Below are 25,833 nucleotides of genomic sequence, written 5' to 3' on the forward strand. Positions count from 1 at the left end.
ATGAAATTATCAGCCCCGGCAGGTTCAGTAGGTTATGACTAACCGGGGCTGGTTTATTATCATTCTTTGAATGACTGTTTTTTTGGCACAGTTATGTTTTCAGTACGTCTTTTTTATCATTCGGGCTGATGAAACTCTCTATGATAATAAGAGCTGCCCCGATGCAGATCGCTGAATCTGCGATATTAAAGATTGGCCAGTGCCATTCCCCGACGTAAAAATCGATGAAATCGACAACAAAACCATGTACCAGCCGATCGAACAAGTTTCCCAATGCCCCACCAATCACTAAAGCGTAGGCGATATTACTCAGTTTTTGCTTGGCGCTGGAGCGATACATCATCACCAGAAGTACAACGGTGATAATAGTTGCAACCAGTGCAAAGAACCAACGCTGCCAGCCACCTTTATCTGCCAGAAAGCTGAAAGCAGCCCCCAGGTTCTGGGCATAAGTCAGATTGAAATAAGGTATCAACGGGATGGATTCGTACAGCGAGAAGTTCTGCAATACTAAGTACTTGCTGCCTAAATCCAATATTAATACCACGACAACCAGCCAAAGCCAGCGAAGTCCGGTGGAACAAATGGGTTTATTCATCAGGCAAATTTACGCTCTTCACCGTTACCGGCAACGTTAATCACACAGCGGCCGCAAAGTTCTGCATGTTCCGCCACCAGACCCACATTTTTAGCATAGTGCCAGCAACGCGGACATTTCTCTCCGTCTGCTTTGCGGAAGGAAATTTTCAGGCCAGCAATCTCGCTTTGTTGCGCATCGTCACCCGCAGTTGCATACGCAGCTACGTCGGCCTGAGAGGTCAACAGGACAAACCGCAATTCGTCAGACAGTTTGTTGAGTTTTTCTGCCAGTGCTTCATCTGTATAGAGTGTGACAGCGGCTTCCAGTGAACTACGGATATGTTTATCAGTACGGGCCTGTTCCAGAACTTTGTTGACTTCACCACGTACTGCCAGCAGATCAGCCCAGAAAGTATCGTTCATATCTTCGCCATCTGCCAGACCAAACAGTCCTTCATACCACTCTTCGGTAAAGACATATTTAGCACGTTCACCCGGCAGTTCATTCCAGATTTCGTCCGCAGTGAACGACAGGATTGGAGCCATCCAACGAACTAGCGCTTCTGCGATATGGAATAACGCAGTCTGGCAGCTACGGCGGGCAAGACTGTCACCTTTTGCGGTGTACTGGCGATCTTTGATGATATCCAGATAGAAAGAACCCATCTCCACGGAACAGAATTGCATTAAACGCTGAACCACAGAGTGGAAATCATATTCGTCATAGAATTTGAGGATATCCGCTTGTGCCGCCTGAGCACGACCCACTGCCCAGCGATCCAGAGTCACCATGTCTTCTGCTTTTACCCTATGCTGTTCTGGGTTGAAACCATTCAGGTTTGCCAGCAGGAAGCGAGCAGTGTTACGGATACGGCGGTAAGCATCAGCGGAGCGTTTCAGGATCTCGTCAGAAACCGCGATTTCACCACTATAATCAGTGGAAGCGACCCATAAACGCAGAATATCCGCACCCAGCTTGTTCATGACATCCTGTGGGCTGACGGTGTTGCCGATGGACTTGGACATTTTACGACCTTGTTCATCAACGGTGAAACCATGAGTCAGCACTTGGCGATAAGGTGCTTTACCTTTGATTGCGGTAGACAGCATCAGTGAGGACATGAACCAACCACGATGCTGGTCAGAACCTTCCATATAGATATCGGCAGAATTGCCGTGGAATTCCGGGCGGGCGTCGACAACGGAAGAATGGGTACTTCCTGAATCAAACCAGACGTCCAGTGTATCTGGTGCTTTAACGTAATCGGCTGCTTCATCGCCCAGCAGTTCGGTTGCGTCCAGATCCCACCATGCCTGAATGCCATCGGCTTCAACTCGCTTAGCGACTTCTTCGATCAATTCGACAGTGCGTGGATGTGGCTCTTGTGTCTCTTTATGAATAAACAGAGACATCGGTACGCCCCATGTACGCTGGCGGGAAATACACCAGTCAGGACGGTTTTCTACCATTGATTCAATACGGGCTTGTCCCCAACCCGGTATCCACTGAACATCTTTGATCTCTTTCAGGGACTGTTCACGCAGACCATTTTTATCCATGCTGATGAACCACTGAGGTGTTGCACGGAAAATGATTGGTTTTTTGTGGCGCCAGCAGCAAGGATAGCTGTGCTGGATCTTGTGCAGACTCAGCAGTGCACTTTTTTCTTTCAACAGCTCAACAATGATATCGTTCGCTTTGAAAACAAACTGACCATCCAGTGAAGGATATGTACCAGAGATGAAGCAGCCATTCGGGCCAACTGGATTAGCGATTTCAAGGCCGTATTTCAGACTGATGGAGTAATCGTCCGGGCCATGACCGCCAGCGGTATGCACTGCGCCTGTACCTGCTTCAAGTGTAACGTGATCACCGAGGATGGCAGGAATGTCGTAGCCCATAAATGGATGGTTGAAACGCATCAGTTCCAGATCGGCACCGGTACAATCACTCACGACTGCCCATGACGTGATACCTGCACGTTGCATCACCTGCTCGACCAGTTCAGCCGCCAGAATCAGGCATTCATTGTCAATTTTAACCAATTGGTAGGTGATTTCTGCCCCTAACGCAATTGCACGGTTGGCAGGCAATGTCCACGGGGTGGTTGTCCAGATAACCAGAGAAACCGGCAGTCCTTGTGGCTGTACATCAAATTTAGCGTACACGGCGTCTGCATCAACGGCAGCGAAGCTCACGTCAATGGAAGGGGAGGCCTTGTCGTAATATTCCACCTCCGCTTCTGCGAGGGAGGAGCCACAGTCAGTACACCAGTGAACGGGTTTCACGCCTTTCAGTAAATGACCATTATTGATAATGCGGCCCAGAGCACGAATGATGTCTGCTTCTGTTTTGAAATCCATCGTCAGATAAGGTTTGTCCCAATCGCCCAGTACACCCAGACGTTTGAAACCCGCTTTCTGTGTTTCGACTTGAGTCATCGCATATTTGCGACACTCAGCACGGAATTCAGCGGCGGAAAATTTTTCCCCCGGCTTACCGATAATCTGCTCAACTTTGAGCTCAATTGGCAAACCGTGGCAGTCCCAACCGGGAATATAAGGCGAATCGTAGCCTGATAACCCTTTGGACTTAACAACAATATCTTTGAGAATTTTATTAACTGAGTGACCAATATGAATATCGCCGTTCGCATAAGGGGGGCCATCATGCAAAATAAACGTTTTCTTGCCAGATTTTGCTTTTCTAATTGCCTGATACAAACCTTCCTTGTACCAACGTTTCAACATATCTGGTTCGCGCTTGGCTAAATCCCCGCGCATGGGGAACCCTGTTTCCGGTAAATTCAGGGTGTCTTTGTAGTCACTCATTATAGATTCTCAGTTCCAATTTTCCGCTATATCCTTCATCTTTCAAGTTGCAGCTTTGTTGGCTGCGCTGCAATTTAAAATTTGTTGGATATCAGATATATGACTCGGATCGCAGCAAGAGATAATTTCTTGCGGCAACCACATCATTTGCGATTTGCTGTTTAAGCGCATCAAGCGAAGCAAATCGCTGCTCATCACGCAATTTTTTGCGTAACACCACATCAATATGACGCCCATACAGATCCATTTGGGCATCAATCAAATGCACTTCAAGTTGCTGGCCTTGACCAGCAACAGTAGGGCGGTTGCCTATATTCGCAACCCCCGGCAAGGGTTTATCGCCCAATCCGTGGACTTCAACAGCATAAACACCCTTAACAGGTGTAACCAGACGTTTCAACGGTAAGTTGGCTGTGGGAAACCCGATGGTGCGTCCCAATTGATTCCCGTGAACGACTCTGCCGCTTATGCTGTAGGGATGCCCCAGTAATATTTCTGCCAGAGCCAGATCATCACTTTGCAATGCCTGACGAATGGCTGTACTGCTGATCCGAAGACCACTGTCACAAAAGCTGTCTGTGCTGGCGACATCAAAATTGTATTGCTTACCTGCTTGTTGCAAATAGTGGAAATCTCCGAGGCGATTTTTGCCAAAACGGAAATCATCCCCTATTGCCAGAAACTTAACACCCAGTTTTTCAACGAGCAACTGTGAAACAAAGGCTTCAGGTGAGTTGGCTGAAAAATACTTATCAAATTTCACACACAACAGATAATCAACGTCATTTCGGGCCAGATATTTTATTTTATCTCTTAGCCGTGTCAGGCGGGCTGGCGCTTTATCGGCAACAAATACTTCCAGAGGCTGCGGTTCGAAAATCATGACCATCGTCGGTAATCCGAGACGCAGCCCTTCTTGCTTCAAATGTTTTAATAAAGCCTGATGCCCGCGATGGACACCATCAAAATTACCAATCGTCAGCACGCAACCATGGTGACGCGCCCGGATATTGTGTATACCGCGAATTAGCTCCATAGCTGGCTCAATACCGTGAAAATTGCCGGATTATACCTTGTACAACGCACAAGGTTAACCCACGATCACAAAGGGTTTTAATTAATAACCTGATTCATACAATAAAAATAGGCTATATGCCCGAAAAATATTTAATTTATCGCATTTCTCTGTGATTCATTCAGTTTTTTATTGCGAAAGACTGTATTCCCTTTCAGTAAGCTGATAAAATCCTGCCCCATCACAACGTAAACAGCGTCGTCGTACAGCGGCGCTTATTTGCACAAATCCATTGACAAAAGAAGGCTGAACAGGCATATTTCTCGGCCTTTGAATTGTCCTCGATAGAATATATTTGGGAGTTGGACCTTGGCTAATATCAAATCAGCTAAGAAACGCGCCGTACAGTCTGAGAAACGTCGTCAGCACAACGCAAGCCGTCGTTCTATGGTGCGTACTTTTATCAAGAAAGTATACATGGCTATCGCTTCTGGCGATAAAGAAGCAGCACAGAAAGCATTCAATGACCTGCAACCAATTGTTGATCGTCAAGCCTGCAAGGGTCTGATCCACAAGAATAAAGCAGCACGTCATAAATCTGCTCTGGCAGCACAAATCAAAGCAATGTAATTATTTGTTTTGGTTATGCTGAAAAAAACCGGCTTTAAGCCGGTTTTTTTGTATCTGAATCTTTTATAAGCCGACGAGCTTAACCTCATTGTTTTAACTCGAGTTTTAACACGAGTTTTAACGTGATTTTTCAGGGCTGCTTTTGGACGGTGCGCTGAATAAAGCAGAAAAATCCTTGTTGCACACTCTTTGAACCGCCGGATGTTGGATCATTCGCTCTGCAAAGATGACGTAATATTCTTCCTGTACGGCATCTAATCGGCCTATTTCAACAATATCGGTATCAGCAAAAATGTCATTGGCATAGAAAGAAGGCGCGATGAAAATGGCATTGTGATACATACCAAAGGCTTTCATCAAAGCGGCATCATCAAACTCCCCAAGCACTTCAACCTGAAGATTTTTATTGTGTATCCATGTCAGCAGTTTTCTGCCCAGCATTGAACGGCGACCCGGGATCAGCAAACGGCGTTCTTCTAAACATTCAGGAAACGGCTTTTCGGGGATAGGCTGGCGACAGTAAAAACTGATGTTGCATTCGCCCAGTTTCACTGAGAACAACCCTTCTTGTTGTGAAGAATCGACCGGACAATCGGACAGGATCATATCCAGTTTATGCTGGCTGAGTTGCTCAAGCAGCATTTCATGCGTTGATTCAAAACAGCGCAAATGGATTTTTTCATGTTCCACAACAGTCGTTTCCAGCACTTTGCTGACTAAACTTTTGGACAGGGCATCAGCGACGCCTACATCAAACAACAGGTTTGATTCCCGGCTATAGGTGACGATATCCAACATTTCCTGACTGAGGGTAAACATTTTATCTGCATAACGAAAAATAAGTTGTCCCAACTCAGAGGGCACTAAGCCCCTGCCTTTCCGCTTGAATAATTTTCCATCCAGACGTTCTTCCAGTGCCTTAATTTGTCCGGTAATAGTCTGTGGCGTCAGGTATAGCGCTTCTGCTGCACCTACAACAGAGCCTTCTTTGCAAACATGCCAAAAATAATAAAGGTGGTTAAAGTTTAAATGTGAAACCCGCATATTTTAATCCTTGTCTTGCCACATAACATATCGGTATAAAAATAGCTGTGACCATATATTTCAGGCCGCCAGATTGTGGCGTTCTCCTAATTTTTTATTGATATAAAATTTCGTGGCACAACCGTTATAGATGTTGTACCACAAATACTAAGGGGGTGAATTAATTCGGAAATTACTTATGATTCTGTGCTTAAATTAATCTATTCATTTGCGTTTGGCTACGTTTTTTCTTCGGTAATAGTATGCTTAATAATCCATAACCGACGATAGCGGCAGTTGTAGAGCCAATTAATATGCCCAAGCGGGAATAAGTACCGAAAGCGTCATCCAGACCTTCAAATGCCAGACCAGAGATAAAGATAGACATGGTAAAACCGATCCCACAGAGTACGGAAACGGCGAAGATTTGTTTCATGCTAATTTTTTCCGGTAACTTAGCGATTCCCAGTTTCACCGAAATCCAGCTAAACAAGAAAATACCCAGAGGCTTGCCAATAAACAGGCCAAGTGCAATGCCTACAGGCAATAAACCTGTTAAGCCATCCAATGTGACACCTTGCAATGAGACACCCGCATTGGCGAAAGCAAATAATGGCAGAATCAAATATGCTACCCACGGATGAAGTTCATGTTCCAACGCTTCTGAAGGTGAATTCCCCTTTTTGTCGCGTAAAGGGATCAAAAACCCGACGATCACGCCCGCCAGTGTGGCATGAACACCAGATTTTAAGATACAAATCCACAAAACAGCACCAACAGCCAGATAAGCGGATGTTTTGGCTATCCCTTTCCAGTTCATCCAAACCAGAAGTGCGATCATGGCTGCGGCGAGGCCAAGTGCTCCCAAAGAAACTGTTTTGGTGTAGAACAAGGCGATAATGACAATTACACCTAAGTCATCAATGATTGCCAACGCAAGCAAAAATACTTTTAATGCGGTGGGAACGCGTTTTCCCAATAAAGCCATAATCCCAAGCGCAAAGGCGATATCCGTTGCTGCGGGAATTGCCCAGCCTTGCCGCGTGATATCATCACTGCCATTAAACAGCAAATAGACCAGTGCAGGAGCCAGCATTCCTCCAAGCGCAGCAATGGCAGGAAAAACTGCTTTGTCACGACCTGCAAGTGAGCCTTCCATGAGTTCACGTTTCACTTCCAGCCCGACAATCAGGAAAAACACGGCCATTAATCCGTCATTTATCCATAGCAATAATGGTTTATTGATTTCCAGTGCTGCGAATTGCACTGCAACAGGAAGATTGAGAAATTGATGATAAATACCTTGTAATGGTGTGTTCGCCATAATCAGCGCAGTAATGGCTGCAATGATGAGAAGAATTCCACCTGCTGCCTCTAATTTCAAAAATTGGCGAATGATTGCAGTCATGAATAGATAACCTATGATATTGATCGAAGTACTGATGTTATGACAATTATGATATCGGAAAAATCAGGTTATATGTGCTGTTTTTGTCGTTATTTTCGAATTATTTCATTTTGAAAGCAATATGTTGAGATATTGATAAATTGCATTGCGTAACAGAAGATGATTTTATAACCAACTCCCTAACGATGTGAGTAGAATATCTTGTGACGACCTTAATTTTCTTGTCCGTTCTTGGTGCAGCTATATTGCATGCGAGTTGGAATGCTTTAGTAAAAATTAGTGCTGATCGGTTCTTGGGTATTTCGATTATCGTCTTTTTTGCCGGAGTGATTGCAACTTCAGGATTATTCTGGGTTGGGTTGCCAACTTTTTCCTCTCTGCCGTGGTTAATATTATCTGCTATTTTGCATACAGGTTATTGTCTGTTTTTAAGCCGCTCATATGCTACGGGAGACTTAAGTCAGGTGTATCCGATTGCCAGAGGATGTGCGCCATTAATCACTGCTTTATTGAGTTGGTTAATCTTGCAGGAAATGTTGCCGCCTTTCGCAATTCTGGGAGTGGGATTAATTATTGCAGGGATTATTCTGATTGCTTTTCCATATGGAAAAAAATCCATTCGGCTGGATCGCAAAACATTGATTGCGGCAATCACAACATCGGTATTTACTGCCTGTTATACCTTGTCTGATGGTGCAGGCTCCCGTATCAGTGATAATGCGTTAACTTATATTTTTTGGCTGTTTGCGATTAATGGCTGGGTAATGGGTGTGATCATGTATTTTAAGTATCGAAATACTGCCGGAAAAAGCATTCGCCAATATTGGAAACAAGGGTTTTTAGGCGGGCTAATGCAATTTTTAAGTTATGGCATTGTTATTTGGGCAATGAGCCATGCGCCCATCGTGCTGGTGGCGACATTGCGTGAAACCAGCGTGTTATTTGCGATGTTATTATCAGTTGTTATTTTGCGAGAGCCTTTTAGTAAAATGCGATTATTAGCGTGTGTTGTGATTGTGTTAGGGGTCATTGGTACGAAATTAGGGTAATATTCTGTTGGAGAAATAATGTATGATACTTCAATATTACTGTATTATCTGCATTATTCCATTAGGTTGTATCACAGCCATATAATTCACTCTTTTTTTGCTGCGGGTTATAGCGTGAAGGTTACGTGGTCTTAATGGAGATGGATAATCAAGAGTCTGTTCCGGTTGATATATGGAAGTTGTTTTTTCTACTAAATCCCATCTCAACATCTTAATTTTCCATCGGGTAATATACTCTTCAGATGCGCAAGCTATGTTGGCCCATGAGTCACATACCCAAGAATTATCGGGTAATGTATTATATACCTTATTTATATCGGGAATATGATGCATTTGTTCAGGTTGAGTGATAACAGCAATACAATGATCATAAGGATCATCGAACATAAGAAAAAGTATATAAACGGGTCTCGTTATATTACTTTCATCCCGTTTACCATTCTGATTAAACCATCTTAAAATATCATGGGATCGAGTGTTAGCTAAGTAATTGAATACTGCTATTGTTAATTCACCACAATTTCCCACTAATTCTTTACCAGAATTAAATCTAGATAAGGCATATTGGTATCTATCAGTAATATGTTCTATATTTGATAATCCCTCTGAAAATTCATCCTGCCTATCCTCCCTGTTTCTGATACTTTCTGGTGTATACCTTTCCTTTTTATGTTGATGCAATTTCGTAATATCACGATACATTTTATTTGATGATTTTCCTCGAAAAATAGTCCGAGAATGTTTAATTGCATCTTGTAAAATACTTTCAATCATAATTCTAACCTCATAATAGTTTATAATTAGGACTGTGAACTTTATGTAATGTTAGTATGGGGTGTGAAAGGAGTCATAATGTCATTATTACCATGCAAGACAGTCTGCTCCATTTTTAGCAAGACTTCAATCAGAGAATTGGGGATGCTAGTGTTACCTGAAAGAACACAAGGTTGAGGGTAAAGTTAATAAATTAATTTATTAATAAATCCCTCCTTATTATCCTTCTAATTTATTGATAATAAGTAGGGATTATTAAAAAAAATTTCACTAACGTATTAAATTACTTAGTCAAATCATCAAAAAACTTTTTCACGCCATCAAGGAAGCTTTTGGAGCGAGGGCTATTGGTTTCACCACTTTTTCCGCCAAAGGATTCACCTAATTTACGCATCAGCTCTTTCTGCTCTTCGTTCAGCTTAACGGGTGTTTCCACAACAACACGGCACAGTAAGTCACCTTGAACACCACCGCGGACGGATTTAACACCTTTGCTTTTCATGCGGAACAGCTTGGCAGTCTGAGTTTCAGCAGGAATTTTCAGGCTGACACGGCCATCAAGGGTAGGGACTTCAATTTCGCCGCCCAATGCCGCAGTTGCGAAGTTGATCGGTACTTCACAATAGAGATTGCTACCATCGCGTTCGAAGATATGGTGAGCCTTGACCTGAACCTGTACGTACAAATCACCTGCTGGTGCACCATGTTCACCTGCTTCACCTTCACCACCCAAGCGAATGCGATCACCGGTATCAACGCCTGCCGGAATTTTAACAGACAGGGTTTTGTATTTTTCAACCCGGCCATGTCCATGACATTTACCGCAAGGATTTTTGATGATTTTTCCACGTCCATGACACTGAGGACAAGGTTGCTGAACTGCGAAGAAACCCTGGCGCATTTGTACCTGGCCTGCACCGTGACAGGTTGGGCAGGTTTCCGGGCTAGTGCCTGACTTCGCTCCGCTGCCATGACAGCTATCACAGGATTCCAGTGTTGGAATGCGGATCTCTTTGGTCACACCACGGACAGCTTCTTCCAGTGTCAGTTCCATGTTGTAACGCAGATCTGAGCCACGGCTAGCGCGCTGTTGCTGACGGCGGCCACCGAAAATATCTCCGAAAACGTCACCAAAGATATCGCTAAATTCAGCTCCACCACCGAAGCCACCACCGCCACCGCCCATACCACCTTGTTCAAAGGCAGCATGACCATATTGGTCATAAGCAGCACGTTTCTGAGAATCCGTCAGGATCTCATAGGCTTCTTTAATTTCTTTGAATTTACTTTCTGCTTCTTTATCGCCCTGATTACGGTCAGGGTGATATTTCATTGCCAGCCGTTTATAGGCTTTTTTTATCTCTTTTTCGTCTGCGGTTTTGGAGACTCCCAAAACTTCGTAATAGTCTTTTTTTGCCATTGTATTGTTTACCCTTAACACGCACACACGGGCGTAGAGTTACCTCAACGCCCGTGCCAGTTAACAAGTAACAGGCGCCCTGTTACTTTCTGTTACTTTGCCCGCTAAGGGCTATTATTTTTTGTCTTTAACTTCTTCGAATTCAGCGTCTACAGCGTCGTCTTCTTTCTTCGCGCTGCCTGCACCTGCGTCAGCAGCACCAGCCTGAGCTTGTTGCTGTGCGATTTCCAGAAGTTTCTGGGATGCTTCAACCAGAGCCTGAATTTTCGCTTCGATTTCAGCTTTATCTTCGCTTTTCGCAGCAGTTTCCAGCTCAGAAGAGGCTTTCTCGATTGCCGCTTTTTCGTCAGCAGTCAGTTTGTCACCAGCTTCTTCAACTTGTTTACGAGTACCGTGAATCAATTGGTCAGCTTGGTTACGGACCTGAACCAGCTCTTCAAACTTACGGTCAGCTTCTGCGTTTGCTTCAGCATCGCGTACCATCTGCTGGATTTCTTCTTCGTTCAGACCAGAAGAAGCCTTGATGGTGATGTTCTGCTCACGACCCGAGTTTTTGTCTTTCGCAGAAACGTGCAGGATACCATCAGCATCGATGTCGAAAATCACTTCGATCTGTGGAGTACCGCGCATTGCTGGCTGAATGCCGTCAAGGTTGAACTGACCCAGAGATTTGTTATCGCTGGAGCGTTTACGCTCACCTTGCAGTACGTGGATGGTTACCGCAGACTGGTTGTCTTCTGCTGTAGAGAACACTTGGCTATGCTTGGTTGGAATAGTCGTGTTCTTGGAAATCAGAGCAGTCATTACGCCACCCATGGTTTCGATACCCAGAGACAGAGGTGTTACGTCCAACAGCAGAACGTCTTTCACGTCACCTGCCAGTACACCGCCCTGAACCGCTGCACCCATCGCAACTGCTTCGTCCGGGTTCACGTCTTTACGTGGCTCTTTACCGAAGAAGTCTGCTACTGCTTTCTGCACCATTGGCATACGAGTCTGACCACCAACCAGAATCACGTCCTGTACGTCAGATACAGACAAGCCAGCGTCATTCAGTGCAACTTTCAGAGGCTCGATCGAGCGTTTTACCAGATCTTCAACCAGAGATTCCAGTTTCGCACGGGTAACTTTAACGTTCATGTGCTTAGGACCGGTCGCATCTGCGGTGATGTATGGCAGGTTCACGTCAGTCTGCTGTGCAGAAGAAAGCTCGATTTTCGCTTTTTCTGCCGCTTCTTTCAGACGTTGCATTGCCAGTGGGTCGTTACGCAGGTCGATGCCTTGTTCTTTTTTGAACTCGTCAACCAGATAGTTGATCATGCGGCTGTCGAAGTCTTCACCACCCAAGTGAGTATCACCATTGGTTGCCAGAACTTCATAAGTTTTTTCGCCATCAACTTCGTCGATTTCGATGATCGAGATATCGAAAGTACCGCCACCCAAGTCATAAACTGCGATGGTACGGTTGCCGATTTCTTTGTCCAGACCATAAGCCAGAGCGGCTGCGGTTGGTTCGTTGATGATACGCTTAACTTCCAGACCTGCGATACGGCCTGCATCTTTAGTCGCCTGACGCTGCGCATCGTTGAAGTATGCAGGAACGGTGATAACCGCTTCGGTAACTGGCTCACCCAGATAATCTTCTGCTGTTTTCTTCATTTTTTTCAGAACTTCAGCAGAAATCTGAGGTGGTGCCATTTTCTGGCCTTTCACTTCCAGCCATGCATCGCCGTTATCCGCAGCCATGATTTTGTATGGCATGATGGCTTCGTCACGCTGAACTTCTTCGTCCTGAAAACGACGGCCGATCAAACGCTTGATTGCGAACAGAGTATTTTGCGGGTTAGTAACAGCCTGACGTTTAGCTGGTTGACCAACCAGAGTTTCACCGTCCTGAGTATATGCGATGATGGAAGGTGTGGTACGGTCACCTTCGCTGTTTTCAAGCACACGAGCAGTAGTGCCGTCCATAATTGCTACACAAGAGTTGGTAGTTCCCAAGTCGATACCAATAATTTTACCCATCTAAACGCCTCCACAAAGAATTCATAATATTCGGTAAGTTACTAAGCTATATGAGGACGAATGTTTTCTTTTCAATGGCACTGATTGCCAGAAATTCCTCATTTTATGTTTTCGGTTAATGCCGAAATAATTAGCAGTAACTGTAATTGAGACTTAGATGGGGTCATTCATCTCATCATCAAGGGGCTGACTGAAAAAAAATGGGGTTTAGTCAAAAAAATTTTTCGGGGGCCATTGTGAAGTTGATGCCATCACATTATGATTCGCCGCCTTTTATGGCTTCTCGGTGCGGAAACGTGCCACGAAAACTTTTTTATTCTTTGTTTTATTTTCTAGGGGAAGTATGCATTCTAATCAGTTGGCGAACCCAGGCCCATTGGGTTTAATGGGTTTTGGCATGACAACCATTTTGTTGAATCTGCACAATGCAGGTTTTTTCCCATTGACGTCTGTTATCTTGAGTATGGGAATTTTTTACGGTGGTTTGGCTCAGGTGCTCGCAGGCATTTTTGAGTACAAAAAAGGGAATACTTTTGCTGCAACCGCATTTACCTCCTACGGTATGTTCTGGTTGAGCCTGATTGGTGTGCTTTTCCTGCCGACAATGGGTCTGGCTGAAGCTACCAGCCATGAATTCCTCGGTGTTTACCTCGCTCTGTGGGGCGTTTTCACCCTGTTCATGTTCTTTGGTACGTTGAAGGCTAACCGTGCCCTGCAATTTGTGTTTGGCAGTCTGACTTTGCTGTTCGCCTTGCTGGCGGTTGGCAATATCACAGGCAATGCCGGCATCCTGACCTTTGCGGGTTTTGAGGGTGTTATCTGTGGAGCGAGTGCTTTCTATCTGGCAATGGCTGAAGTTCTGAATGAACAATATGGCCGTACTATTTTGCCGATTGGTGAAGTGAAACACGCTTAACTTTTAAGGACAGGGTGAGCATAAACACTCATCCTGTTCTTAAATCACCATTCCTGACTGTGCCAATTACTCTGCTTTATTCCCTATCTGTTTTTCCCACACCGTACCTTTCCTCAGATACAGTCCCAATAAAATACCGACAGCCGATAAGGCCAAAATATAGTAGGCGGGAGCCAGAGAGGTATATCTCAGTAGCAGGGTAATGAGGATCGGAGTCAGCCCACCAAAAATGGCGTAGGCCACATTATATGAAAATGAAATGCCACTGAATCTGACTTCTGCTGGATAGCTGTTAACCATCACGAACGGAGTTGTACTGATCACGCCGACAGACAGTCCAACGATGGCGTATGTGCTGAACAATTTAATCGGTTCATGGCTGATATTGTGATAGAAAAACCATGTTGTGGCGGCCAATAGAAGACAACCCGTGATCAATACGATACTCGCTCCCCATTTATCACATAGATATCCTACAGATATACAGCCAATCGCCAGTGAGATAATCGCCAGACTGTTTGCTTTCAGGGTAAGTGATTGTTCCAGATGGAATACTGTCTGCATATAGGTTGGTGCCATCAGAATGATGACTACGATGCCAGCGGACAGTAACCATGTCAGTAGCATGGAAACAGCAATGGCACGTTTGTGATTGAACACCACGGATTTCAGCGGCAATCCCTCAGACAACGCTTTGCGTTCCTGCATTTCCTTAAAGATAGGGGTTTCGTGTAACCAGCGACGCAGATACATGGCACACAGTCCGAAGATCCCACCGAGAAAGAATGGCAGACGCCATGCCCAGCTCAACACTTCTTGCTTGGTATAAATGGAAGTAATAATGGTTGCCACGAGAGAGCCAAACAAAATACCAATAGTCAGTCCTGCGGTCAGAATACCACAGGCAAAGCCGATGCGTTTGCGGGGAACATGCTCTGCCACGAAGACCCATGCCCCGGGCACTTCGCCACCAATTGCCGCGCCCTGCATGATCCTCATCAGTAAGAGAAGGACAGGCGCAGTAATGCCAATAGCATCATAGGTCGGTAGCATCCCGATAGTGAGTGTCGGTAAGGCCATCAGTAATATACTGAGCGAGAACATTTTTTTGCGGCCGACCAAATCACCAAAGTGGGCCATGATGATCCCACCTAAAGGCCGGGCCAGATAACCCGCAGCAAAAATGCCGAATGTTTGCAGTTGTCTAAGCCATTCGGGTATATCCGCAGGGAAAAACAGCTCTCCAAGCGTAACGGCAAAAAACACAAAGATAATAAAATCGTAAAACTCCAGAGCGCCACCTAAAGCAGCTAAGGACAGAGTTTTATAGTCTTGTTTGTTTAATGAACGATTGTGATGTTGTGACATAAGTTACCGATTTATAGTTATAAAATGAGATTTTTATGATTATTTTCGATGACTCGATCTAGAGTAGGGTCAGGTGAAAATAAGACTTATGCTATATTAAAAGGTATTTATTCTGCAATTTTTTGAATGAAACTATTGTGATGATATATAGGTTGGATTTGGACAAAGAGAAGGATTATTGCTGTATATCAACGAGATTGAAGGGAAGAGTACACGGCTATATTTTGATTAACAATTTTGTTCTGTTAAGCAAGAAGGCTGAATTCTCTTCCTTAATATACCTAAAAAAATATACCTAAAAAATTATTCGGGCATATGCTGCTTTAGCAATGAAATGACTGTCTCAATGTCTGGTAATGAAGGGTGTCCAACCATTCGTTGCAGTGATGCATCAAAATTTTCGTGCCACACAGGCTCAATGACGTGATAGCCATCATCGCGCAATTGGTTGATATTGCGGTGTGTCGCATTTTTTTCCCACATTACACTACCCATCACGGGGAAAAACAGTACCGGAAACGTAGAAGCCAGAATGACCGTCGTTAATCGGTTGGGAGCGCTGCCGTGGGCAACACTTGCAAGTGTGTTTGCTGTTGCAGGCAAAACAGCCATGATGTCATGATCTGCAACAATCCGTGAAGGTTTGTCTGTCGGCCAATCCTGTGGCATTTCACCACTGATGACTCGATCCGCATAGAGTGCCACGGTTGCCGCAGGCAGGAAGGTCGTCGAACTGTTCGTCATCAACACTGTCAATGTGCAGTCGATCGTGGCTTTAATGGCCGAAAGATATCTGGGGAGAAGGGTGATATCTACCGATCCTGTTGCCCCAATTAAAATTCGGGGTTTTACTTGTTGAGTCATTTCATCATTTTTCATGGATGAGTCAGCCTTATTTTTTATTATCGAAATGTCTTATCTGAATGTCTTATCGGAATGACCTATTAGCGAAAATGGTTTGTTATCGAAAATAGTTTGTTATTGATATTCAGTGGTATATTCCAGTAACTCATCGAGTTTCACCAAGTAAGAATGCCTGTTATGTTCCCGCCATTCCCGTGGATATCCCAACGAGGCTTCAATATGAGCAATACCTTGAATATATTCGATATTGGGAATATGCAGGTGACCGTATACCACCATGCGCACTCCTTTCCTTGATGCCCATTTATGTGTTTTCTCACTGCCACACCAAATAGAAAATTCGGTATTGCGTAAAGATTCGAGCGGTTTTCGGATAATGGGGAAGTGGCTCATTAGTACGATGTTTTCTCCATCTGGAATGGTATTCAAGCGTTTTTCGGTGTATCGGATACGCTCCCGACACCAATCGATAATATTTTTATGGGGATAGGTTTTCAGGAAGAATTCGTCGGAACTCATGACGCCGCAACGACGGGCACGTTCTATCGCCTGATCCTCGGTATAATCACCGGAATTTCTGAATGAATAATCGTATAGCGTAAAGATAGGGGCAATGGTGATTGCTGTACCATCCCCCATGCGGTAACGATAAAACTCATCTTCAGGTGTCAGCACTTTATGCTGTCGACAGATGTTGACCAAATGTTCATAACGCAGTACACCGGGCAGCTTCAATGGATCTTTGGGAGTGCACCAAAGTTCATGATTACCCGGTGTCCAGACGACTTGGGCAAACCGTTGGGAAAGTGTACTTATGACCCATGTAAAATCTGCCTCCTGCTCTGCAATATCGCCTGCCAGCAGAAGACAATCGTCGGGTGTTAATGGCCAGAAAGACTCGACTATTTCCCGATTTGCTGCATGAGATACATGTAAGTCACTGACAGCCAACAGCATGGTTTTACCTCACTTTCGTCAATTTTTATCAAAAATCAGGGCGTTCCCGGAGGTGCTTCTCCCCAGCCCCATTTCGGTACGGTTTCACGGCGTGATGGTGCGGCATTGGGCTGGGAGTTGGCTTCAGCCCTGCGGGATCCCCATTCGATATAACCCGCAAAGGCGGAACGAAATTCCGGGTCTGACGGTAAGCCGATTTCATCAGCAGACAGCATCAGTAAATCTACCCATCTTTTCCGCTGCTCAGGCTGAATGCTTCTGCCTCTGTGACGGCTTATCATGACTTTGAATCCGCCACGTTCGTTGGTATAGCGCTCTTCTCCGCCGAGGACTTCTTCCAACCACATGGCGACATGGCCGGGATGGTCGGTTTTCATGTGTTGAAACAGTGGGGCAAGCAGCTCATCTTTTTCAACCTTGGCATAAAAGGTGTCCATCAATTTCATGAGCACCTCACGGCCACCCATCCATTCAAGTAAGGTTGGTGCTTCATTTGCCATAACATAACCTCTCATATAAATACGTTAATGATGCTCTGATCCGTGCAATAACCGCGTTTTGATATCTTTATCCCAACTCCAAGGACATGGTCGCTTTGACTTTATCCTGCCGTCCCTTTGGCACATCGTTGCCTTTGTACATTCTGTACGTGTGAAAGAGCTTCCGTAGCCCATATTCATGGGCCAGCAGGAGAAAATCGTTGTTATCGGTTTCAGGAACATCCGCTGATACACTTGTGCCAGCAGGAATTTGTGCCAGTGCTGTAAGAAAGAGTGTTTCAACAGCCTCCGCGTTATCGGCATAGAAAGGCCCTATCCGGTAACCATTCTGGGATTTTCGGATACCAATGATGCCGGAAATTCCCGTTCTGGTGCCTGTTCTGGTGACTGTTCTGGTGTAGGTGCAAAATCCAAAACGCTGTTCTCCCCAGAACCAATCAGCCAGTAGCTTGTTTCGATAAAAGCCGAGGCATTCGGCATCATACTGAATGACTTCAGCGATATTGGCTTGGGTGATAACAGTCGCGCCTGCTGGCGGGACAACTTTTTGCTGGATGGCACCAGAAAGCCTGACATTACGATGATGGATAACAAACCCTCTTTTTTCATAGAGTCCGGATATATCCTCGTTACCCTCACAGCCAATAGTGCGATGTTCTGCATAGGCAATAGTGGGCTTCCATATTCTTCCTGAACAAACATGATTGCGGAATTCTGGCGGAATGATGAGATTGCCACCAAAGGCATAGGTATCTGAATAATTCACCATCGACATGGTTGCGATGGGCTGCTCACCACGATAGGTGATAAAAAAACCGTTTGGTTCGACATTAAAGAAATTGGTTGTATCATCGGCATTCATGTCCCAGTTTTCTTTTTTTGCCCAACCGAGAATAATAGAATTCCATTGACTGGCATTCACTGATTTGATCAGACATGCTTTGTTACTCTTCTGATTCATCGTCAATATACCTCCTCAAATATAAATCCTTTCAAATACGCATCCCCTCGGATGCGAATCCTCTGAAATACTAAAGCCCCATTGATTTACTGATGACTTCTTGCAGTATTTCGCTGGTTCCGCCGTAAATGGTTTGAGCACGGCTATTCAGCCAGTTTTTGCCGGCAACAGAATCACGCATATACCCCATCCCTCCATGCAATTGCAGACAGCGATCCGCCACTTTCATTTGAAGTTCGGTTGTCCACCATTTGATGCGAGCGGCATCGACCAAACTGAAAAGACCCTGGTTAAACAGATCAACGGCATTATCGAGATAAACCCGTGCAATTTTTACTTCGGTATCTAATTGAGCGAGCATAAAACGGTTGTATTGAAAAGAGCCGATGGACTGGTTGAAGGCTTTTCTTTCTTTCACATATTCCAATGTGTGCTGCAAAATAGATTCTGCGCTGGCAACGGCTACCGTTGAAATACTCAGGCGCTCACGGGGCATCGCTGACATGAAGTAATAATTACCGAGGTTTTCGCGGCCTATCAGGTTTGTGGCAGGGACTTTACAGTTATGGAAAAAAAGTTCAGCCGTATCACTGCCATTCCAGCCGATTTTCTTCAATGGCTCCCCTCTGGAAAATCCCGGCATATCCCGTTCGATGGCCAGCAGGCTGATGCCTTGACCTTGTTTTCCTTCTTCCGTTCTGACAGCGACAACGATTAAATCCGCATTGATGCCATTGGTGATATAAGCTTTGCTGCCATTGACCAGATAATCATCGCCTTGTCGCGTAGCTACGGTTTTGATGTCAGCAGTATTGGAACCGCCACCGGGTTCTGTCATGGCAATGGCGGCAACCCGTTTTCCGCTGCATAGCTCTGGCAGCCATCTCTTCTTCTGCTCTCCATTACCGAGGGCAAAGATGTAGCTGGCAACGATATCATTATGGGCAACGATCCCGGGCACGGTTACACCTGCGTTGATCAGTTCTTCTGTCAGGATCACCGCAAATCGATAATCATGTTTGCCTTGCCCGCCGAATTCAGGGTTGACGCTCATACCCAACAATCCTGATTTGCCTAATTTCTCCCAAAAAGAGCGCTCAACCAGCCCGTTCTCTTCCCACGCCTGATGTTCAGGCACAATTTCACGTTCAAGGAATTCACGGCAAGATTTACGGTAATTATCAAAGTTATCAGTCTCAACACGCATATTTACTCCAGATTCTTTGTCAGCAGTATTTGCTTGATAGCATCCCAATGGCGATACACAGCGAAGTGATCCCCTTCAATACGTGTGTGTGAAGTATTGTGAGAGGTATTTTTAGAGGTATAAAGTTTCCACGCGTTCATGTCTGCCAAAGTGACATAAATGTCTTGGGTGGCTGAAATGAGCGCCAATGGATAGTCCACTTGTATCTCGTTAAGTTGAGGAAATTGGCTCCGGATCAGGTAATCACTGCGTAGTTGCCTGATGATTGGCTTTATCAGCGCAGGTTCGTTCAGAATGGCTTCAGGTGTTCCTTGATCTTCTTTGACCTTCTGAATCAGTTGTTCATCTGTCCATTGATGCCGTTCATCTTTCTGTTGAATATGAGGCGGAACAGAGCTGGATATCACGCCAAAGAGGGGGGATGTGCCATAGTTTTTCACGATTGCCTGACCAACCGCGATACTCAGCACCCCACCAAAGCTGTGACCAAAGGTGATCCATTCGGTGCTCCCCTGCGTTTGTTTCTGTTGGAGATCGTCCCAGATATCTGATGCCAGTCGTTCAATCAGTAAATCGAGATCGTGAATTTCCGGCTCTTTTGCCAGATGACCACGACCGGGAATGGCGACGGGCTGCAAGATTGCCGCTTTGGTTGCCATCAGATCATTCAGCCAGGGGCGATAAATCGTCGTTGTTGCTCCTGCATGAGGAAAGGCATAAATAACACGCCTGCAATTAATCTCCATTTGCCCTCCGTTCGCTGGTGGTTTCCTGTTTAATCGTTTTCTGTTTAATCGTTTCCTTTTTAATCAAAAAACTGGCAATGCGTTCAGCGACCATAATGGTTGTCAGATTGGTTGGCATGGAGGGAATAGTGGGGAACAAAGACGCATCAGCGACCGTCACACCAGTGATGCCATGCACTTGTCCATCTTCCTGAGTGGCACTATCCGGATCGTCACTGGCACCCATTCTGAGCGTTCCAGACGCATGCCAACCCGGATTAACCAGATTTTTAATGGCACTCGTCATGATTTCGTCGTTATAAATCATGGAATGTGACCAAAATTGAATGCCATCAAGGAAGGTATCCACTTCTGGATGTCGCAGCACTTCCCAGATCTTGCGAACACCACCGACAAGGCGAGCGATATCGGCTGGGTTGCGGATCAATGGCAAATCGATTTGAGGCAGTACCGAAGGGTCGGCTGAACTGATGAAAACGCGGCCCTGTATTTCAGGACGCATCAGCATCACGGAAGCCCCAACCAACATGGGATAAGCAACGCGATCTCTGAATCCCGGCACGGTGTCACTGGCAACGTTATTCAGTAAACCAATTTGTACATCGACTTTTTCGTCATAGCCGCTGCTGATACGGGCAGCAATTTGTCGCCACGGTAGTCCGGTTGTACAGACACCCGCTTTGGGCAATGCCCAGAGTACGACGGAAGCATGGTCAGTCAGATTTCTGCCAACGGCCGGGACTTCGGCAACAACGGAGATCCCCAGTGCTTTCAAATGGCTTGGGTCACCCACGCCTGATCGTTGCAATAAAGCAGCCGAACCAATCGCACCCGCACAGAGGACAATCTGTTCTGCCTGATAAATCAGCTCTTTTCCTGCCTGAATAACTTTTATTCCAGAGGCCGCTGTGCCATCAAAGATTACCTGTGCAACCAGCGCCTCAGTCATGACATGCAGATTTTCTCTGTTCAGGTTGGGTTCAAGATAAGAACGATATACGTCAACTCGTTCCGCACCATGAATGACATTGGCGGGTACTGGGCCAACTGCGGGTTCTTCTCCGATGTTGAGATCATCAACATAGGGAACACCTGATTGCTCACAGGCATGGGCAAAAGCCATATCGAGGGGATGGATTTCTCCATCCGCCGGCCTGCGTAGGCACATTGGCCCTTGTGAGCCGTGATTATCATCGTTAACACGATCGACATCATTTTCCAGATGCTTAAACCACGGCAACACTTTTTCCCAAGACCAATTGGGGCAGCCCATTGTTGCCCACTCATTGAAATCGCTCGGAAACCCTCTTAGCGCAATAGCACCATTGACTGCGGAAGATCCGCCGAGCACTTTCCCTACCCGATAATTGAATGGCTTGCGTTCCTTATGTTTGCGGGAAGAAGGCTTGTCATCCTGCGATTTAACGGAAGGAGGAATGAGATCGGCGAACCGATCTTCATTGCGCACGTTGGCCTCGTAATCCCAGTTATATCCTTCCAATACCAGTCTTGACGCATCGTTGAGCGGACTGGTCGGATTATGGACATCGGATGCGTGGCCTGCTTCAATCAGCAGTACGGATTTCATCCCATTTTCAGACAGGCGTGATGCAGCAACACATCCCGCCGAGCCGCCGCCGACGACAATATAATCGTATTTATTGGTCATAGCTCATTCACCGTTTGAGACTGAATGATTGTTTCGATGATGCGGGAGAAGGACTGTATGTTGGAGTTCATGAATAGCCCTTCGATGATATCCTGCTCACCCACTGGTGTGATCTTAAACTCCTGTCGCAGCGAACTGAGTAAGCCAACGGCATGCAGCGAGTCACCACCGATATCAAAAAAGCCATCAGTGACATCAAAATCATCATGTTGAAGTTGTGCCTGCCAGAGTTTCAGGATTTTCGCTTCTATTTCATTCGCGGGTTCAGTGACGGAATCGGTATGTTCCTCAGTATCAGACCAGGGAAGAGGCAGAGCCTTGCGGTCAATTTTACCGTTACTGGTCAATGGCATATGGGGCAGCAAAATGTAATAGCTGGGCACCATATAGGAAGGCAGTGTTTTTCGGGCTATCTCCCTCAATTGTTCCTGGAAATGTTGTTCCTGGAAATGTTGTTCCTGAAAATCCTGATCCTGAAGATGGCGTGGATCATCTGACGACTTCGTTGCCGTCGGTACAGCAGTCGGTACAACAGTCGGTACAATATAGGAGACGATATGCCGTTGCCCGGTCTTTGCATGGACAGGCGCATCAATGACGACGTGACCGGCATTTTCATGGCTCAGGAGACAGGCTTCAATTTCGCCTAATTCAATGCGATATCCATTGATTTTCACCTGATTATCTTCGCGCCCCAGAATTTCTATCAGGCCACCCGCGATATAACGTCCCAGATCCCCTGTTCTGTACAACCGTTCACCTGTGGCGGGATGAGTGATGAAACGCAGAGCCGTTTTTTCGGTATCACCTAAATAGCCTTGGGTTACGCCGTCTCCGCCGATATAGAGTTCACCTGTCACCCATTTGGGGCAGGGGAGGAGCCAGTTATTTAAAACATGGAAAGTCTGGTTTGCCAGCGGTTTGCCATACGGGATGCTCTTCCAGTTTTTATCAATTTTTTCAATCGGGTAATGTATTGACCAGATAGAGCCTTCAGTGGCTCCGCCAAGACTGATGATCGCGGTATCTGGCAGATTTTCCCGAATGCGTTCCGGCAGATCGACGGGTATCCAGTCACCGCTCATCAGGATCAGCCTTAGCTTGGTTTCTCCCAGTGCAGAGCCATTTCTGTCTACCAGTATTTTAACGGGAGCGGGAACGCTATCCCAGATAGTGATTTGGTGTTTAACCAGCGTTTCCAGCCAAATTACCGGATCATTGGCGGTTTCAGGCATCGAGAAGATGACTTTGCCCCCTACGCCCAATAGTCCGAAATAGTCATAGACAGATAAATCAAATCCGGCAGGTGCGACAGATAGTACGGTGTCTTTTTCCGTCACACGGAATTTGTGATTAATATCAAACACGGTATTTGCGGCATTACGATGGGAAGCCATGACGCCTTTGGGTTCCCCGGTTGAGCCGGAGGTAAAGATGACATAAGCCAGATCATCTAAGCCTTGTATTGATGTCATTTGCCCCATATCCATACTTTCGGGTATGGAACATTCATCCAGATTGATCCGGAGTAAATTGCCGAACTCATCGTGTTTAAATACATTGCTGTCAGTGATGATCCCTTTGGCTGAACACCGTTTCAGTAAACTCATGCGGCGTTCGGCAGGAAGTTGGGGATCGATTGCTACGTAGGCAGCCCCTGACATCAGAATGCCTAATAATCCGATCACTAACTCCGGGCTTTGTGGCAGGGAGACGGCAACAATATCATTGGGTTCAATTGAGACAGAAGCACGGAGCTTCTGCGTAACTACGCTGGCTCTGTTCACCATTTCAGCATAGGTGATTTGCTTTTCTCCCTGAACCATTGCAATGGTATCGGGGAATTTTGTTGCCGCCTGCAAAACCATTTCATGCAGCAACTTGAGATCAAAATCGATACCTGTTGCATTGGCTTCTGCTCGCTCGGCCAGATCTGATGCGGGTAATGTCACTAATGATGCCGTTTTATCCCAAACTGAATGGTCTTCTGCACAAGTCGTAATCAGCGCCAGATAAGCATCCAACATGGCTTCCACTGTGCCATCAGGAAATAATTCACTGACGGTATTCCAGTTAATCTGGACAACGCCATCAACACGGACAATTTGGTTTTCCAGCCAGACCTGCGGAGTTTGGTTGCTGCTATAAACTTGTGTGGCGTCCGTCCAGCCCGGATCTGTGACAACATCGTCTAAATCAGAGGTTAGTGTATTACTGAATACCACTGGTGCTGCTGCCCGGCGGCCATGATTACGACGAGTCAGCTCTCTCAGGACTTGCACACCATTGTAAGAGGAGTGCCAACGATTCATCATTAAATCAGTCTGGATCTGTACCAAACGATCATTGAGATTTTCTTCCCCGGTCCCTTTTATTGCCAATAACATAGGTTGCAGGAAATTGCCGACCACATTTTCAATTCCTGCAAAATACGGACGTCGGCCAAATTGGGTGATAGTCAGGGTAAAAGTCTGGCGTTTCGACCACTGGCGAAGAACTTCGGCATACAGACCCAAAAGCACGGCTTCCAGTGTCAGCTTATGCAATTCAGCTTTTTCTCTGAGAGCCAGTAACGTCTCCGCAGCGATTTTTCGGCTGTAGCGTTTGAACACAGGGGGGGAAATCAGCTCAGGAACATTTTTTAACGGCAACTCAGGAGAAGGGGGTAAATTCTCGAGTTGCTGCTCCCAATAAGCTTTGTCACTCAGCCCCTGAGATTGTCCCTGTAGATAGCGTTCCAACCTGATGTAATTGCGAAAATTCATGTGGGTAGGCAAAACGGGCAATTCATGTCCCTGATAGAGCTGCCACCAGTCACGCATTATCAAATGGACACTATGCATATCGACAAACATCAAATCGAAATAGATGTGCAATCGGGTAATATCATCACTCAATCTTGTTGCCCGGATATTGAATGTGGGCGCTTTATCCACGGGCAATAATTGAGTTTCCATTTCCTGACGAATTATTGCCAGTTGTTTATCTTTTTCTGAAACCGACCATTTCCTGCCATCCAGAATAGAAATGATATAGGAGAATGGAATGGATGAAATACATTGTTGACCATCCAAAGACATAGTGGCCCGTAACATAGGGTGATAATCAATTATTTTATTCAGGGAGTTATTTAATGCCGTAATATTTAACGCCTTGACATCTTGCTCCATATATAAACAACTGGTTAATCCGCCTAGTTCTAATCCCGGATTACGCCCAATCAAATAAGCATATTGAATATCCGTTAATGGAAAGTCTTCAATATCAGACACATCTGCTTGTGAAGTTATTGGAATAGACAAATTTAATGGCAGGACGTTTCTAAGCATCGCATTAATCTGTTTTTTCAGTTGAGAAGTTTCTATATCTGTATTTTTATTTTCTAGTTCAGATAAATTTGGAGAAACAGAAACTTGCAATCCAAACTCTTGCAATGCTTTGAGAAAATGTTGCATGCATTATCTCCTACATGTAACCGAGAAATGGTTATTTCTCTATGTGATATTTCTATTTATACCTGTCGTCTTTTAAGTTGCGGCTTTGTTGGTTACGCTCACTCACCTCAGTTACATAGTTTGCTATGCTCCCGGGGATTAATGAGAGGCTCCTGCCTCTCACCGGAGGTCAGCCTTTGGCTGGTCAAATTCGTTCCCGACGAATTTGTCGTTCCTTTGCCGTCGCGCTGCAAATTAAAATCCATTGGGTATAGTTGTTTGCAATGATTTTTTAGGACTAAAATGAAACAATCCCAAAAATAAAGATATAGCTGGAATGTTTACTTATGGGTTTGTATTTTTGTTTGATGGTATTTATTGGTCTATATAAATGCAACATTTTTATAACCATAAATCATATCTAATAACGATATCGAATGAATAATATTTATTATA

The 25,833-nt window shown here is 45.4% G+C and carries 20 protein-coding genes; 3 read left to right on the forward strand and 17 right to left on the reverse strand.

Annotated features, from left to right (window positions below):
- Positions 1-91: 91 nt before the first annotated feature.
- From lspA to ribF, 3 genes are all read right to left on the reverse strand, one after another.
- On the reverse strand, positions 92-598 hold the full coding sequence (lspA, locus tag FE394_RS07210; RefSeq protein ID WP_319925719.1) for a signal peptidase II: 507 nt from the start codon (positions 596-598) through the stop codon (positions 92-94).
- Positions 598-3,411 carry an isoleucine--tRNA ligase gene (ileS, locus tag FE394_RS07215; RefSeq protein ID WP_319925720.1) on the reverse strand — a complete coding sequence of 938 codons (2,814 nt, stop codon included), beginning with the start codon at positions 3,409-3,411 and terminating at the stop codon, positions 598-600. The genes lspA and ileS overlap by 1 nt, the downstream gene beginning before the upstream one ends.
- Positions 3,412-3,502: 91 nt before the next feature.
- Complete coding sequence (gene ribF, locus FE394_RS07220; protein WP_319925721.1) at positions 3,503-4,447, reverse strand: bifunctional riboflavin kinase/FAD synthetase; 945 nt, start codon at positions 4,445-4,447, stop codon at positions 3,503-3,505.
- Between the two features lie 348 nt (positions 4,448-4,795).
- Here ribF and rpsT point away from each other — a divergent pair, with 348 nt between their 5' ends.
- Positions 4,796-5,056 (forward strand): 30S ribosomal protein S20, encoded by a 261-nt coding sequence (rpsT, locus tag FE394_RS07225; RefSeq protein WP_319925722.1) that lies wholly within the window; start codon positions 4,796-4,798, stop codon positions 5,054-5,056.
- 117 nt (positions 5,057-5,173) lie between these two features.
- On the opposite strand, the gene nhaR is transcribed toward rpsT, so the two are convergent.
- Together nhaR and nhaA are read right to left on the reverse strand one after the other, a co-directional pair.
- Positions 5,174-6,100 (reverse strand): transcriptional activator NhaR, encoded by a 927-nt coding sequence (gene nhaR, locus FE394_RS07230; protein WP_319925723.1) that lies wholly within the window; start codon positions 6,098-6,100, stop codon positions 5,174-5,176.
- Between the two features lie 190 nt (positions 6,101-6,290).
- Positions 6,291-7,487, reverse strand: a complete 1,197-nt coding sequence (gene nhaA / locus FE394_RS07235; RefSeq protein WP_319925724.1) for a Na+/H+ antiporter NhaA — start codon at positions 7,485-7,487, stop codon at positions 6,291-6,293.
- A 203-nt stretch (positions 7,488-7,690) separates the two neighbouring features.
- On the opposite strand from nhaA, the gene FE394_RS07240 reads away from it, so the two are divergent.
- Positions 7,691-8,536: a DMT family transporter gene (locus FE394_RS07240; RefSeq protein WP_319925725.1), complete on the forward strand. Its 846-nt coding sequence runs from the start codon at positions 7,691-7,693 to the stop codon at positions 8,534-8,536.
- A gap of 36 nt (positions 8,537-8,572) precedes the next feature.
- Here the strand turns inward: FE394_RS07240 and FE394_RS07245 are convergent, their stop codons facing one another.
- The 3 genes from FE394_RS07245 to dnaK form a co-directional block, all read right to left on the reverse strand.
- Positions 8,573-9,310: a hypothetical protein gene (locus FE394_RS07245; RefSeq protein ID WP_319925726.1), complete on the reverse strand. Its 738-nt coding sequence runs from the start codon at positions 9,308-9,310 to the stop codon at positions 8,573-8,575.
- Positions 9,311-9,593: 283 nt separating this feature from the next.
- On the reverse strand, positions 9,594-10,730 hold the full coding sequence (gene dnaJ, locus FE394_RS07250; protein ID WP_319925727.1) for a molecular chaperone DnaJ: 1,137 nt from the start codon (positions 10,728-10,730) through the stop codon (positions 9,594-9,596).
- A gap of 114 nt (positions 10,731-10,844) precedes the next feature.
- Positions 10,845-12,755 carry a molecular chaperone DnaK gene (gene dnaK, locus FE394_RS07255; RefSeq protein WP_319925728.1) on the reverse strand — a complete coding sequence of 637 codons (1,911 nt, stop codon included), beginning with the start codon at positions 12,753-12,755 and terminating at the stop codon, positions 10,845-10,847.
- A gap of 343 nt (positions 12,756-13,098) precedes the next feature.
- Here dnaK and satP point away from each other — a divergent pair, with 343 nt between their 5' ends.
- Positions 13,099-13,671 carry an acetate uptake transporter gene (gene satP / locus FE394_RS07260; RefSeq protein ID WP_319925729.1) on the forward strand — a complete coding sequence of 191 codons (573 nt, stop codon included), beginning with the start codon at positions 13,099-13,101 and terminating at the stop codon, positions 13,669-13,671.
- Between the two features lie 66 nt (positions 13,672-13,737).
- Here satP and FE394_RS07265 read toward each other — a convergent pair whose 3' ends face one another.
- The 9 genes from FE394_RS07265 to FE394_RS07305 form a co-directional block, all read right to left on the reverse strand.
- Positions 13,738-15,039, reverse strand: a complete 1,302-nt coding sequence (locus FE394_RS07265; protein ID WP_319925730.1) for an MFS transporter — start codon at positions 15,037-15,039, stop codon at positions 13,738-13,740.
- Between the two features lie 303 nt (positions 15,040-15,342).
- Entirely contained in the window at positions 15,343-15,918 is a 576-nt protein-coding gene (locus FE394_RS07270) for a flavoprotein (RefSeq protein ID WP_319925731.1), read from the reverse strand.
- Positions 15,919-16,017: 99 nt separating this feature from the next.
- Positions 16,018-16,860, reverse strand: coding sequence for a metallophosphoesterase family protein (locus FE394_RS07275; RefSeq protein WP_319925732.1), 843 nt, complete (start codon positions 16,858-16,860; stop codon positions 16,018-16,020).
- Between the two features lie 35 nt (positions 16,861-16,895).
- Positions 16,896-17,360 carry a group II truncated hemoglobin gene (locus tag FE394_RS07280; RefSeq protein WP_319925733.1) on the reverse strand — a complete coding sequence of 155 codons (465 nt, stop codon included), beginning with the start codon at positions 17,358-17,360 and terminating at the stop codon, positions 16,896-16,898.
- 67 nt (positions 17,361-17,427) lie between these two features.
- Positions 17,428-18,321 carry a GNAT family N-acetyltransferase gene (locus tag FE394_RS07285; protein WP_319925734.1) on the reverse strand — a complete coding sequence of 298 codons (894 nt, stop codon included), beginning with the start codon at positions 18,319-18,321 and terminating at the stop codon, positions 17,428-17,430.
- A gap of 70 nt (positions 18,322-18,391) precedes the next feature.
- A complete protein-coding gene (locus FE394_RS07290) occupies positions 18,392-19,528 on the reverse strand; it encodes an acyl-CoA dehydrogenase family protein (protein ID WP_319925735.1) in 1,137 nt (378 codons plus the stop codon).
- Between the two features lie 2 nt (positions 19,529-19,530).
- The gene (locus FE394_RS07295; protein ID WP_319925736.1) at positions 19,531-20,274 is read right to left on the reverse strand and encodes a thioesterase II family protein; all 744 of its coding nucleotides are present in this window, start codon (positions 20,272-20,274) and stop codon (positions 19,531-19,533) included.
- Complete coding sequence (locus FE394_RS07300) at positions 20,264-21,943, reverse strand: GMC family oxidoreductase (RefSeq protein ID WP_319925737.1); 1,680 nt, start codon at positions 21,941-21,943, stop codon at positions 20,264-20,266. Before FE394_RS07300 ends, FE394_RS07295 begins: the two co-directional genes overlap by 11 nt.
- Positions 21,940-25,398 carry a non-ribosomal peptide synthetase gene (locus FE394_RS07305; RefSeq protein ID WP_319925738.1) on the reverse strand — a complete coding sequence of 1,153 codons (3,459 nt, stop codon included), beginning with the start codon at positions 25,396-25,398 and terminating at the stop codon, positions 21,940-21,942. Before FE394_RS07305 ends, FE394_RS07300 begins: the two co-directional genes overlap by 4 nt.
- Positions 25,399-25,833 lie beyond the last annotated feature (435 nt).

The sequence above is a fragment of the Xenorhabdus littoralis genome, assembly GCF_033949345.1.
GTDB lineage: Bacteria > Pseudomonadota > Gammaproteobacteria > Enterobacterales > Enterobacteriaceae > Xenorhabdus > Xenorhabdus littoralis.

Coding starts and splice junctions, on each gene's coding strand:
- lspA (WP_319925719.1), bottom strand. CDS start 598: ATGAATAAACCCATTTGTTCCACCGGACTTCGCTGGCTTTGGCTGGTT.
- ileS (WP_319925720.1), bottom strand. CDS start 3,411: ATGAGTGACTACAAAGACACCCTGAATTTACCGGAAACAGGGTTCCCC.
- ribF (WP_319925721.1), bottom strand. CDS start 4,447: ATGGAGCTAATTCGCGGTATACACAATATCCGGGCGCGTCACCATGGT.
- nhaR (WP_319925723.1), bottom strand. CDS start 6,100: ATGCGGGTTTCACATTTAAACTTTAACCACCTTTATTATTTTTGGCAT.
- nhaA (WP_319925724.1), bottom strand. CDS start 7,487: ATGACTGCAATCATTCGCCAATTTTTGAAATTAGAGGCAGCAGGTGGA.
- FE394_RS07245 (WP_319925726.1), bottom strand. CDS start 9,310: ATGATTGAAAGTATTTTACAAGATGCAATTAAACATTCTCGGACTATT.
- dnaJ (WP_319925727.1), bottom strand. CDS start 10,730: ATGGCAAAAAAAGACTATTACGAAGTTTTGGGAGTCTCCAAAACCGCA.
- dnaK (WP_319925728.1), bottom strand. CDS start 12,755: ATGGGTAAAATTATTGGTATCGACTTGGGAACTACCAACTCTTGTGTA.
- satP (WP_319925729.1), top strand. CDS start 13,099: ATGCATTCTAATCAGTTGGCGAACCCAGGCCCATTGGGTTTAATGGGT.
- FE394_RS07265 (WP_319925730.1), bottom strand. CDS start 15,039: ATGTCACAACATCACAATCGTTCATTAAACAAACAAGACTATAAAACT.
- FE394_RS07270 (WP_319925731.1), bottom strand. CDS start 15,918: ATGAAAAATGATGAAATGACTCAACAAGTAAAACCCCGAATTTTAATT.
- FE394_RS07275 (WP_319925732.1), bottom strand. CDS start 16,860: ATGCTGTTGGCTGTCAGTGACTTACATGTATCTCATGCAGCAAATCGG.
- FE394_RS07280 (WP_319925733.1), bottom strand. CDS start 17,360: ATGGCAAATGAAGCACCAACCTTACTTGAATGGATGGGTGGCCGTGAG.
- FE394_RS07285 (WP_319925734.1), bottom strand. CDS start 18,321: ATGAATCAGAAGAGTAACAAAGCATGTCTGATCAAATCAGTGAATGCC.
- FE394_RS07290 (WP_319925735.1), bottom strand. CDS start 19,528: ATGCGTGTTGAGACTGATAACTTTGATAATTACCGTAAATCTTGCCGT.
- FE394_RS07295 (WP_319925736.1), bottom strand. CDS start 20,274: ATGGAGATTAATTGCAGGCGTGTTATTTATGCCTTTCCTCATGCAGGA.
- FE394_RS07300 (WP_319925737.1), bottom strand. CDS start 21,943: ATGACCAATAAATACGATTATATTGTCGTCGGCGGCGGCTCGGCGGGA.
- FE394_RS07305 (WP_319925738.1), bottom strand. CDS start 25,398: ATGCAACATTTTCTCAAAGCATTGCAAGAGTTTGGATTGCAAGTTTCT.